Origin of the sequence: Rhodococcus sp. 24CO (assembly GCF_050586165.1) — a bacterium.
Classification (GTDB): Bacteria; Actinomycetota; Actinomycetes; order Mycobacteriales; family Mycobacteriaceae; genus Rhodococcus_F.
This window is the reverse complement of sequence record NZ_JAZFNF010000036.1, coordinates 1-11882: the sequence shown is the minus strand read 5'-3', so window position 1 is coordinate 11882 and position 11882 is coordinate 1. Positions and strand designations below refer to the sequence as shown.

Annotated in this window: 11 protein-coding genes and 2 pseudogenes; 8 read left to right on the top strand and 5 right to left on the bottom strand. The window is 63.4% G+C overall.

What is annotated here, in order from left to right:
* Positions 1-527: pseudogene (locus V2B23_RS30360) on the top strand (hypothetical protein); the annotation flags it as partial.
* Positions 528-1026: 499 nt separating this feature from the next.
* Here V2B23_RS30360 and V2B23_RS30355 read toward each other — a convergent pair.
* Positions 1027-1575, bottom strand: a complete 549-nt coding sequence (locus tag V2B23_RS30355; protein WP_072782817.1) for a TetR/AcrR family transcriptional regulator — start codon at positions 1573-1575, stop codon at positions 1027-1029.
* Positions 1576-1672: 97 nt separating this feature from the next.
* Between V2B23_RS30355 and V2B23_RS30350 the strand changes: the two genes are divergently transcribed.
* Positions 1673-2089, top strand: coding sequence for a nuclear transport factor 2 family protein (locus V2B23_RS30350; RefSeq protein ID WP_033236872.1), 417 nt, complete (start codon positions 1673-1675; stop codon positions 2087-2089).
* 70 nt (positions 2090-2159) lie between these two features.
* Here V2B23_RS30350 and V2B23_RS30345 read toward each other — a convergent pair whose 3' ends face one another.
* On the bottom strand, positions 2160-2297 hold the full coding sequence (locus V2B23_RS30345; RefSeq protein WP_155276701.1) for a hypothetical protein: 138 nt from the start codon (positions 2295-2297) through the stop codon (positions 2160-2162).
* Between the two features lie 268 nt (positions 2298-2565).
* On the opposite strand from V2B23_RS30345, the gene V2B23_RS30340 reads away from it, so the two are divergent.
* From V2B23_RS30340 to V2B23_RS30320, 5 genes are all read left to right on the top strand, one after another.
* Positions 2566-5325, top strand: coding sequence for a helix-turn-helix transcriptional regulator (locus tag V2B23_RS30340; RefSeq protein WP_430953615.1), 2760 nt, complete (start codon positions 2566-2568; stop codon positions 5323-5325).
* A 158-nt stretch (positions 5326-5483) separates the two neighbouring features.
* The gene (locus tag V2B23_RS30335; RefSeq protein WP_033236874.1) at positions 5484-6308 is read left to right on the top strand and encodes an alpha/beta fold hydrolase; all 825 of its coding nucleotides are present in this window, start codon (positions 5484-5486) and stop codon (positions 6306-6308) included.
* 87 nt (positions 6309-6395) lie between these two features.
* Positions 6396-6719: a putative quinol monooxygenase gene (locus V2B23_RS30330; RefSeq protein WP_033236875.1), complete on the top strand. Its 324-nt coding sequence runs from the start codon at positions 6396-6398 to the stop codon at positions 6717-6719.
* A gap of 130 nt (positions 6720-6849) precedes the next feature.
* Complete coding sequence (locus V2B23_RS30325) at positions 6850-7542, top strand: SDR family NAD(P)-dependent oxidoreductase (protein WP_033236876.1); 693 nt, start codon at positions 6850-6852, stop codon at positions 7540-7542.
* Complete coding sequence (locus V2B23_RS30320; protein WP_430953614.1) at positions 7539-8741, top strand: low temperature requirement protein A; 1203 nt, start codon at positions 7539-7541, stop codon at positions 8739-8741. Before V2B23_RS30325 ends, V2B23_RS30320 begins: the two co-directional genes overlap by 4 nt.
* Positions 8742-8836: 95 nt before the next feature.
* On the opposite strand, the gene V2B23_RS30315 is transcribed toward V2B23_RS30320, so the two are convergent.
* Complete coding sequence (locus V2B23_RS30315) at positions 8837-9589, bottom strand: SDR family oxidoreductase (protein WP_430953613.1); 753 nt, start codon at positions 9587-9589, stop codon at positions 8837-8839.
* Between the two features lie 54 nt (positions 9590-9643).
* On the opposite strand from V2B23_RS30315, the gene V2B23_RS30310 reads away from it, so the two are divergent.
* Positions 9644-10498, top strand: a complete 855-nt coding sequence (locus V2B23_RS30310) for a LysR family transcriptional regulator (RefSeq protein WP_430953612.1) — start codon at positions 9644-9646, stop codon at positions 10496-10498.
* A 312-nt stretch (positions 10499-10810) separates the two neighbouring features.
* Here V2B23_RS30310 and V2B23_RS30305 read toward each other — a convergent pair.
* A pseudogene (locus V2B23_RS30305) lies at positions 10811-10894 on the bottom strand (transposase); the annotation flags it as partial.
* A gap of 644 nt (positions 10895-11538) precedes the next feature.
* The coding region (locus tag V2B23_RS30300) for a DUF6537 domain-containing protein (protein WP_430953611.1) at positions 11539-11882 on the bottom strand (344 nt) is incomplete at its 5' end.

Sequence of the window (11882 nt, the reverse complement as noted above, 5' to 3'; positions counted from 1 at the left end):
TGAGCACGCTCAACGTCTGGGTAGGGGAGGACTCACCGTTTCACCTTCGCCACGGCGTTTATGTCGAGGGGATCCACAGGGACACCGTGGTCCTTCCCCGCGGCTGGGAAAACAGGCTCGTCGCCTTCACTGCCAGCGGAACCGGCGACGATCAAAACTACGGGCGAACCGGACTGTGCCTGCACCCGATCGACCTGTGCGTCTCGAAACTGATTGCAGGCCGGGAGAAAGATCACGAGTTCGTCGGAGCGTTGATCCGCGACAACATCATCGACCCTGCCGAGGTTCTCGATCGGATCGACAAAGCCGGTATCGACTGGTCGAGAGGCTATCCCGACAACCGCGATCTTGCCGTCTCCCGGGCGCGGAGCTGGCTCCAGTCCCAGCAGACACCGGCCGCCGAGGATTACAGCGACATCGCCCGAGCGTTGTCGACGGTGTCCCGCTCTCACCCGCGCACGATTCGCGAGCATCTCAACACCAATTCCTCAGGCACCCAAGACAAACCAGGGCTGCGGCTGCCATGACATCACCGGGCACGTTCCACTCCAACCACGTGTCGATGACGAGCTTCAATACCTCAGACCGAAGGCGTTTGGTCTTTTCGATGTCAACGACTCGGTCCTTGACCTTCGCAACCCACTCGGACGGGAATGTACGGCAAGCGTTCGCTGATCCGAGCAACCCGCACCGGGGACTTTCGGAGTTCGCTGGCCGGGAAGGAATCAATCAGCGACAACATCTGGCGGGAGGTCGGCGCTAGAGGCTTCCCGGCGATTCCCCAGTTCAGAACCTTATTTCCTGCACTTTCATCACATGGGCAGTCCTTGTTCGCGAAGTCGTGCCGGATCTGTCACAGCAGATGCCTTGCCAAGTGCCCGGGGTCGGGCGGCGCAGCCTCATCATCTTGGTACTCGGCCTCGGCCTCGGCCTCGGCGGCAAGCGGCTGGCTGGTCCGTCACGTGACGAATGGCTACGGAACCGACTGTGCCTCGGCCGATTTCAAGGTGCCGAGCTTCTGCGTTGTCAGTGGCCCCGAATGGGCAGACATGCGCGCAGAGCCAGGTCGCATACTCGACGTAGTTGGTCCTCGTCGGCGCCGTCGCGGGCGTAGGACGACAACCCGACGAGAAGGGCCTGTGTGAAGGCGGCCAGGGTCTCTGGGTCGACGGACGACTCGCTGTCGGACACTTTCCGCAACTGGTCCGCCGTGATCGCTCGGTTCCGGCCGCGGTTCCCACTCAACTCGGGCTCGGTGTTGACGAGGCAGCCACGCGGGTGTTCCTGGCTCGGATACTCCTTCGTGGCGCGGTCGAACATCGCCCGCAGCACCTCACGTTGCGTTGTTCCGGTACCACCTGCGGTGGTCACCGACTCAGGACTGGCCTCGTAGCGCGCGACGGCCTCGTCGAAGAGTTCACGTTTGCTCCCGAATGCCGCATACAGGCTGGGTGGCCCTATGCCGAGCTCATGTGTGAGGTCAGTGACGCTGGTCTGCTCGTAGCCGCGCTCCCAGAAGAGGAGCATCGCCTTTTCCAGAGCGGCATCTCGGTTGAAGTTGCGTGGGCGTCCCATACCCGGATTTTATAGCGGACGCTACGGATGTGATAACTTTTTGTATCGATCACTACATAACTGTGATCGGGAACCCTGATTAGAAACGAGACGCCCCATGGCTGCCACCACACAAACCACAGCAGAAACGACCGAAGCCTTCCTGACACGGCTCGGTGCGCAAGACGCAGTAGGACTGGGTGAACTGTTCGCAGAGGAGATCGACTGGTTCGTACCCGGAGACCCGGCGCTGGCACCCTGGGTCGGTCAGCGCTCGCGCAAAAGCGAAGTCCCCGAATACTTCCGCGCACTGTGGGCAGTGCTCGAACCGGGCAAGAGTGTCGTAGGGGTCGAGGCCGTGGTCACCGACGGCGACGAGGCCGTCATCTTCGGTGCATTCGACCACGTTGCAGCCCCAACTGGGCGACCCTTTCATACCGATGTCGCACTGCGCCTGACCGTGTCGGCCGGAAAGATTACCCGCATGCACCTCTTCGAAGACACCGCCGCGACAGCAGCGGCATTCACGGCCTGAGGGCACCGGTAACCACTAGGAAGTGCGGCTAGACGCGGCCGGCTGGCGGGTGCACCCGCCAGCCGGCCTCTCAATGACGAGCAGGGGCATCAGCCCAACCGCGTAGCGACGATGCGCGGTCGTGTCCGTCGCGCGGAGGCGTCGTCTGACCGCCGAGGTTGCCTCGGCCGAGAACATCGTCGGCGATGTACTTCGAGTATTTGTGCACAGCACAGCGGTGACAAACCCGTCTGCATAGCTGCCGCAACGGCGGTGGTTTCAGTGGCGGAGCCGCGAGGGACCTGGCACCGCTACCTGAGGGTGTCCGTCGCATCGTCATGGTGCGCAGTACATCCGTGATGCGGTTTGATACCGCCTTCTGGCTCGGTCGCAGGGTGCTGTTAGTGAAATACTTTCTTCTTGATTGTGTGACTGATCGTGCTGCTGTTTCGCGCAGCAGGCAGGGGCCACAACGAATACGAGATGGGACAACATTGGTGAGGGTAGGCGTCGACCCGACCGGACTGGTAGGTAGAGACCGCGAACTTGCCGAGCTCACAGAGTTCGTAGGCAGGGCGTCGACGGATGGAGCCGCCGTCCTGCTCACCGGAGAGCCGGGAGTGGGGAAAACCGCGCTCCTGGACGCGACCGCTGACCTTGCCCTCGCGAAGGATATGCGGGTCATCCGCGGCAGTGGCGTCGAACATGAAACGGACATCAGCTTCGCTGGTCTCCACGAACTCGTCGTCTCGCTATCTCGCGAGATCAACGGTTTGCCCGATGCCATGAGAGAGGTCCTCAAGGTCGCGCTCGGTCTCGGCATCGGCCACACACCCGACCGGATCGCTGTACTGAACGCGGCGCTATTGCTATTCATCGAGGCCGCGAAAGAGCAACCGCTACTCGTCATCGTCGACGACCTTCATGTCTTCGACGACGCGAGCCGATCCACGTTGTCGTTCGTCGCCAGGAGGCTCGCCGGCCGCCGAATCGGACTGCTCGGAGCCTGGCGCACCGAGACCGATGACTTGTTCCAGTCCCTCGGCCTCGCCGAACTCAAGATCGCGCCGCTCAACGACACGGACGCACTGAACTTGCTCTCCAGGAGTTTCGTTCATCTACCTCCCCGAATCCTGCGGACGGTGGCAGGGGAAGCGCAGGGGAACCCACTCGCACTGCTCGAGTTCGCCGGGGCCACCAGTGCGTCCGGCGCCAGGGACCTCCGTGGATCGGGGTGGACGAGCGGGCAGGGCCGAGATGTCCGCGCTCTCTATGCCCTCCGCGTCGCGCGACTACCTCAGAGAACCCGCGACCTACTCCTGCTCGCGGCTCTCGAGGGCTCCGGTGACCTCGGTCTCCTCGCGGCGGCCGGCGGTCCGAGCACCCTGGACAGGCTCGCTCCTGCCGAACGTGACCATCTCCTCAAAGTCACTGAAGACGGTCGCACCGTTCGATTTCGGCACCCGCTGGTCAGGTCCGCCGTGGTCGACGCCGCAACCGGAGAGCAGCGGCGCAGCGCGCACCACCGCTTGGCTGACGCGCTGATTGGGCAACCGGAACGCCGCGGTGACCACCTCTCCCGAGCCACGACGGTGCCCGACGAGGGGGTGGCCTTGGTCGTGGAGACCGCGGCACAGAGCAGTCTGCAGCGCGGTGACGCTGCCGGCGCCGTCGCTCGTCTGCGGCGAGCTGCCCAACTGAGTCCAGACCCTGGGAACCGAACGCGCCGCCTCTCCCGAGCGGCCTACCTCGCCGCATGGGTGGCGGGCCATCTGGATACCTCACACGAGATCATGCGCGAGATGCACGGGGATCCGGCGCCGTCACCGACAACGGCCGCAGCCGCAGCCTTTCTCGTGCTCGTCACCGAAGGCGATGCAGATACCGCCCACGCGTTGTTGATGAAGCTGATCGAAGAGGCCCTGGTCCCGTCCGACCCGCCGCGTGGCGAACTCGAGACTGCACTCTTCACCCTGACCCTCGCCAGCCACTACTCGGGACGCGACGAACACTGGCAGCCCCTGATCGAGATTCTCAGACAGCTTCCGGACGATTCGCCCGCGGCAGCAGTGTCCGTTGCCCGCATTCACTATGCTCCAGGGGCCGTCACTGACGACATGCTCCGTCGACTGGACCACGAGATCTTGCGACTGAAAGACCAGACCGATGCCGACGTCGTGATCCGCACTGCCCTGGCCGCCTCGTACCTCGACCGGCTCCCAGGCTGCCGCGAGGCTGTTTCTCGCATTGTCGGCGATGACGACGCGATGGGAGCGAGCATGCCCGGAATGATGTTCGTTGCTCTGGACGACCTGTACCGCGGCCGGTGGCAGTCCTCGGCCGACGCTGCCGCAGAGCTCATCGTGCTGTGCGAGGAGACGGGCTATCGCCTGTTCGGTCAAGTCGGCCGCTACGTCGCGGCGATGGTCGACGCCCAGCGCGGGGATCTCGATGCGTGCCGTGCCCACTGTCAGGACATCTGGAGCTGGTCCGGGCCCAGGGGACTACGGCGGTTGGAGAACTGCGCTCACCAGGCTGCGGCCCGCGCTGCCATCGGCGCCGCTGACTTCGACACAGCCTTCCGGCACGCTACGGCGATCTGTCCACCTGGCTCGCTGCCGCCCTTCAACCCCGAAGCCCTCTGGTCCGCAACGGATCTCGTCGAGTCGGCACTGCGCACGGGGCACAGTGCGGAGGCGCGGCGGCACGCCGACGCGCTGCGTGCGTCGGGTGTCGCGCGCCTGTCACCACGATGGGCGCTGAGCGTGGCGACGGCTACAGCTATGACGTCGGAGCCCGACGACATAGTCCAGCGGTTCGAGGAGGCGCTCGCGCTGCCAGGTATCGAGCACTGGCCGTTCGAGGTAGGCCGTGCGCGTCTGGCGTACGGCGAGGAGCTGCGCAGGCGAGGACGCACCCGTGACGCCCGGACACAGCTGAAGGCTGCCTGTGACCAATTCGGGAGGGTCGGCGCCCGGCCCTGGGAGGCACGGGCGAAGGCCGAGCTCCGCGCCACCGGGATGACACGCGTCTCCCGCGGCAAAGCCGGCACAAGCCTCACACCACAGGAGATGGAGATCGCTCGGCTCGCAGCGACGGGGCTGTCGAATCCCCAGATCGCGTCGCAGCTCTTCCTGTCGCCGCGGACGGTCTCGTCACATCTCTATCGGTTGTTTCCGAAACTGGGGATCACATCCCGTGGCGCCCTCCGAGACGCCCTCGAAGCTCTTCCACCTGAGCCGCCGACCACCCGATAGAGGGTTCCACGGGCGGGGCGTCCGGCTGCAGCGGATCGCACTTGAGTAAACGGCCATGAAATGGCAGTCAACTGACCGAAGCTGTCACGACCACGCTCGAGCGACGCTGGTGGAGTCAAGAATTCGCCCGATACCGGGCCGAACGGGAGGAGCCCACCATGCCCTTCGTCGCCACCGACGACGGAGTCGAGATCTTCTACAAGGACTGGGGCGCCGGCCAGCCGATCATGTTCCACCACGGCTGGCCGCTGAGTTCGGATGACTGGGACGCTCAGCTGCTGTTCTTCGCCCGCCACGGCTACCGTGTCGTCGCGCACGACCGGCGCGGGCACGGGCGCTCTACCCATGTCGGGCACGGACACGACATGGACCATTACGCCTCGGATGCCGCCGCCGTCGTGACGCACCTAGGCCTGAACGACGTCGTGCACGTCGGCCACTCCGCCGGTGGCGGAGAGGTGGCTCGTTACGTTGCCAGGCACGGCGCCGGCCGAGTGGCTAAAGTCGTCCTCATCGGAGCAGTCCCGCCGACCATGGTCCTGACCGAATCGAACCCGGCTGGGTTGCCGATCGAAGTGTTCGAAGGATTCCGGGAACGACTGGCTACCAACCGTTCCCAGTTCTATCTCGACGTCGCGTCCGGACCGTTCTACGGGTTCAATCGACCGGGTGCGAAGCCATCTCAGGGCGCTATCTTGCACTGGTGGAACCAGGGAATGGCAGGTAACGCAAAGGCGCACTACGACGGCATCGAAGCCTTCTCGGAGACCGATTTCACCGAGGATCTCCGGGCGATCGACGTTCCCACGCTTCTCCTGCACGGCACCGATGACCAAATCGTTCCCATCGCCGACTCGTCGGAGCTGGCGGTGACATTGATCGAGAACGCAACCCTGAAGGTCTATCCGGGCCTGTCCCACGGAATGTGCACGGTGAACGCCGAGACCATCAACGCCGACCTACTTGCCTTCGTCGAGAGCTGACCAGGAAACACCACCAGACAAATAACGGTCGGGCCAGCCTTTGGCGCGGGCTCGGCCGGAACCCCTCAACGAACGGAAGAACCGAACATGACTGCCACACCCAACGGGTACGTGACCGTGATCTGGGAAGCGCACGCAAAAGCCGGTAAGGAGGCTGACCTGAAGGCCTTCATCACCGCGGCCGTCACGCCGTCCCGGAACGACCCCGGCAACATCGACTACGAGGCGCACGAGGTCGCCGGCGAGCCCGGCACGTTCATCATCTACGAGCGCTGGGAAAACCACGAGCTGCTCGACGCTCACCTGAGCGCACCGCGCATGCAGGAACTCGTCCCGCAGATGCTTGAACTGATCGACGGTTCCATCGAGGACGGCATTCGTTTGCTGCTGCCCTTTCGGCCCGATCACTAGAAGGGTCCTCGTCGGCGGTCCCCTTCCATCCCGGGTGGCGACAAGTCTTACCGCCACCACGAAAGTCGCTGGTGCTCCGCGTGTTTCTCCGTGCAGGGTAGCGGCACCACCACATACCAGAAAGAGAACTATGACCACGACATTGATCACCGGCGGTAACAGGGGCCTCGGCCACGAAGTGGCACGCCGCCTCGTCCAGGCCGGACAGACAGTCTGGATCGGAGCCCGAGACGCCGAGAACGGCCGTGCGTCCGCCGACCGGCTCGGTGCGCACTTCATCCAACTGGACGTGACCGACGACGCGTCGGTCAACGCTGCAGTCGAGACGCTGCGTAGGCAAGCCGGGCACCTCGACATCCTCGTCAACAACGCCGGAATTCTCGGTGAAGTCACGGCACCCGAAGACATGACTGCCGACCAGATCCGCCACGTATACGAAACCAACGTCTTCGGCCTGGTGCGCGTCACCCACGCATTCCTGCCTCTTCTGCGAGCTGCGAGCACCCCCTCGGTCATCAATGTCACCAGCGGCCTCGGGTCGTTCACGCTGACCCAGGATCCCGAACAAGTCGAGTCGCAGTACCCGCTCGCAGCCTACGGCTCGTCGAAGAGTGCGGTCACTATGCTGACCATGCAGTATGCCAAGACGATCCCCGATGTTCGCTTCAACGCGGTGGATCCCGGCCAGACCGCAACCGAATTCACCGGCCGGATCGGGCACAGTGTCGAGGACGGAGCCGAGGCGGCTGTTCGCATCGCCACCCTGGGACCCGACACGCCCACGGGCACGGTCACGGACCGCGCCGGCGTGCTCCCCTGGTGACACGGCAGGCTCAACGCCGCGACAACCCCGAGAGCAAACGGGCGGCGCCGCTGGAGTTGTTCTACGACCTCGTGTTCGTCTTCGCCATCAGTCAGGTCTCACACCTCTTACTCGAGCACCTGACCTTGGCAGGCGCTGGCCGAGCGGTGATGATCCTGCTCGCGGTCTGGTGGTCGTGGAACTACACCACGTGGGCCACCAACGAGCTCGACCCGGAAACCAACGCCGTGCGCATCCTGCTGATCGCGCTGATGCTCGCAAGTCTGATCATGGCGATAGCTGCCCCGGAGGCCTTCGGCGATAAAGGACTGCTGTTCGCTGGCGCCTACGTCTCGATCCAGGTCGGTCGGCACCTCTTTCTGACGTTCGTGGTCGCCGAGAAGGGCACGCTCGAGCGTGAGCGTGCTGGCCGGATCCTCACTTGGTTAATTGCCGCCGGCGTGTTTTGGATTGCGGGTGCCCTGACAACTGATGTCGCACGCGTAGGTTTGTGGATCATTGCGCTCGCGCTCGACTTCTCTGCGCCGCTGGTCTTCTTCCGTGTCCCCGGCCGGCCTCGGCTGGCGGGGGAGACATGGGATCTCGCCACCGATCACTTCGTCGAACGGTTCGGGCTCTTCGTCATTGCAGCCCTCGGAGAGACGATTGTCATCACGGGTACCACAGTGGCCCATCTTCAACTCGATGTGATGACCGTGACAGCGTTCGGTGGAGCGTTCGTCGGGACTGCGGCTTTGTGGTGGTTGTACTTCACCGCGACCCGCGAGATTGCTCGACACGCGCTTGCTGAATCATCGGCTCGCACACAGTTGGCTCGCGACTATTACACCTACGGGCACGTTCTGATCATCGCGGGCATCATTCTGACGGCGGTCGGTGACGAGTTGGTCATCGCACACCCCACAGACCGCTTATCGTCTGCGCAGATGATCGCCGTCATTGGCGGCCCCGCTGTCTACCTCGTGGCCCAAACAGCGCTTCGGCTTCGGGTCACACGCACTCTCAGTCGTCCCCTGATAAGTGGAGTGCTCGCATGCGCAGCCATCGGACTCGTCGGCGGTGCCTGGCCAGGCATGATTGTCAGCGCGCTCCTTGTCACAGTCTTGGTTGTCGTTGCCCTTGTTGAGGAAGCAAACCAGCTCAAAGGCTTCCCAGTGGAACCGGATCGACGCGGCCGCCAGGGTCGTCCAGTCGATTAATCCGTTGCCGTCAGTGCTCCAACTGGTAGAGAGCAAATCCGAAACACAATTTCGAAGACGAAAGTTTCTGCGCGCCTTGGATCGTCACAATCTGTTCACCAGGGGATGGGGCCGGCGTCGTCGAAAAATCCGCCTCGGGGTCCGTTGTCGGGGAGGGTGGCGAGTGCGACGGCGATGGCGGCACCTTGCTCTGGCGAGCGGCCCGAGTTGTGGCCGGTGAAGTCGGTGGCGACATAACCGGGACAGCACGCGTTGATGACGACGTTCGTGTTCGACAGTGCCCGGGCGTACTGGGCGGTGATGCTGTTGAGCAAGGTTTTCGACGGCGCATAGGCGGCCATCTGGGGGCCCGTTTGTAGTGCGAGGGAGCCCATGTTGCTGGACACGTTGACGATGCGCGGTGAGTCGGATTGCCGCAGCAGTGGGAGAACGGCATTGGTGACCCGGATGGCACCGAAAACATTGGTCTCCAGGACGTGCTGCAGGACATCGAGATCCATCGTGGTCGGGTCTTGCGCGCCGTCATCGGTCCGGCCGCCGATGCCGGCGTTGTTGATCAGCACATCGAGCCTGCCGGCCTCGCGCTCGATGGTGGCTGCTGCTGCCGCGACGCTGTCGTCGGAGGTCACATCGAGGGCAACGCCGAAGGCCTCGATACCGTCGTTGCGGAGACGAGCCACAGCGTCGGTGCGGCGGGCGTCGTCGCGGGCTCCGAGCGCGATGCGGAACCCCTGTGTGCCGAGTTCATGTGCGACCGCATAGCCGATTCCCTTGTTTGAGCCGGTGACCAGCGCTGTCTTGGTGGTGTTCACTTCTTGATTGTCGCCGCGTGGGGTCGTGCTGTCCAAGACCGATCACCTCTTCTGTGATACCCGGGGGGTATCAGAGGTATCGTGGTGGACGTGTCTGATCTGGAAACGCGTGAGCTCCGGTATTTCCTCGCCGTTGCCGACGAGCTGCACTTCAGTAGGGCTGCAGACCGGCTCGGTATCGCGCAGCCGCCGCTGTCGCGTGCGATCCAGCGACTCGAGTCGAGGCTCGGCGTGAAGGTGTTCGAGCGCGACCGTCGCGGCGTCGAGCTCACCGGCGCCGGACGGGTCCTGGTGAGCGAGGCGCGCATGGTGATCGAGGCGGTCGAGGCTGCGGCTCACCGGACTCGGCGAGCCGGAAGCCCTCGGGGACAGCTGGTGCTTGCGACGAAAGCAGGTGCGTCCCTTGAGCTGCTGCAACGGCTGCTTGAGGAGGCTGCCAAGCGGAGTGACATTCCTGATATCGAGGTGCTGCTGTGTGAGGTCGGGGAGCAGGCGGCGCTGCTGCGTGGTGGCCGGGCCGATGTGGCGATCATGCACCGGCCGGTCGATGATCTCGACGGCTTCGACACCGAAGATATGCTCGCCGAGGGGCAGGTGGCCATTGTTCCTGCGGGCCACTTTCTCGCGACGCGGACGCATGTCACGCTTTCCCTGATTCAAGATATCCCCGATCTGCCGTTGGCCCGGTGGCCGAAACTTGACGGCAGCTACCCGGAGGGTCCTGGGCCGGAGGTGCGTACCCAATCGGCTATAGCCCAGCTAGTCGCATTGGGCAAGGCGCTCTTGGTAATTCCTGCCTCCAGTCGTGCGTGGCAGTGGCCACAACATGTGGCGATCCCGGTCACCGACGCCGCCGCGGTCACCACGGTGCTGGCGTGGCCGGCAGGTAGTCGTTCCGCGGACATCGGGGCCCTGGCGCGATTGGCGGCCGAGGTCGATAGGTAAGAGGAACAGCCGGAACCAGCGTCGAGGTGCTGCGATAGCAGCTCTGTGTGCTGTCGGCATCCGACGAGAACAAGAATCAATCACGACCGCCAGATACACCCCAAGCCCCAAACGTATGTTAGTGAGCTAGCAACAACACATGTGGTACAGCCGCGTGGACTTGCGTTGCACTAGTGTGCTGGTTCTGGAATCTTCGATATATATTGGCGAGGAGACGAGAATTTCTTCGGCGGTCTTGCGCCAGACGAAGGGTTTCGGGTTCTGGTTCCAGTTGTCGATCCAGACGTCTTTCTCCAGTGCCGCAACGCTTTTGCGGTCTTTTGGGCTGGTGAGGAACTCGCGCCAAAACTCGAACGAGGCACTGTCGCCGACTGCGGTGACGAGGACTTCGCGGGTCCGTCGATCGAGACGCCGTGGACGCATGTCTGAAATGATGAGCGCGTGTAGGGCTTTGTCGATCCGCTGTCGGCGCAACCGTTTCCCCATCGGGATGGGCAGGGGTCGGCAGGGCCGACTTGAGCGGGGCCCGTCAGCCGTCGACGCCGCCCGATGAACAACGGCACCTCTCGACCAGCTCCGGCCGGTCAGACACCGAACGGCACGCGGACGGGCCAGCACAGCAAAGAGAGCCGCTCCGCAGCGGGGCGTTCGCGCCAGGAGCTACCTCATTCCGCGGCGCACTGCCGCGTCGGCAATGCCGGGCAGAATCTAGGCCTATCGTACGGATTTTGACCACACCGACCAAGTTGTTCATTCGTTTGACCAGAAACTCTGCTTCTAGACGCGGCGGTCGGTTACAGATGATCAACACACCTTGCTTAGGCTTGCCCGCCAACGACTTCCACGTAGACAAGTCCCGAAGTTCGACACCAAGGCGCCAAAATATGGTCGTAAGCCGGGGAATGACGCTGGCAGTATCCTCACAGTCAATTGAGTACATTTCGAGGCTATCGGTTGTCCCCATCGACTGAAGGTGCGCCAAGCCGCAGCTAGTTAGACTGACATGCGCGTCCCAAGGGACATCAGCTGGGATTGCTTTTCTAGACATCTGAGTGTGATCTTCCGAGTTCGCGCAGGCGAGTCTTGTACAGTTCGATGTTGCCGAGCTTGACGTCCTCGTAACCACGAACCATGTCCGGGAGTGCCGCGATGTCGACGGCGCGATCGTATCCGTCGGTTGCGAGTGTACGAGAGAGATCAGCGATCATGACCTCGTACTCGGCGAGCAGTTCACGCTCGACCTTGCGGACGTGCATGTAGCCGAAGGGATCGAGCTTGGTACCGCGCAGGTTCTTGCCCTTGGCCAGAACCTTCAGCGCCACATGCGCCTTCGGCCCGAACCCGATCTTCTTCTTACGACCCATCACCTTGAGAATCGGCGGGT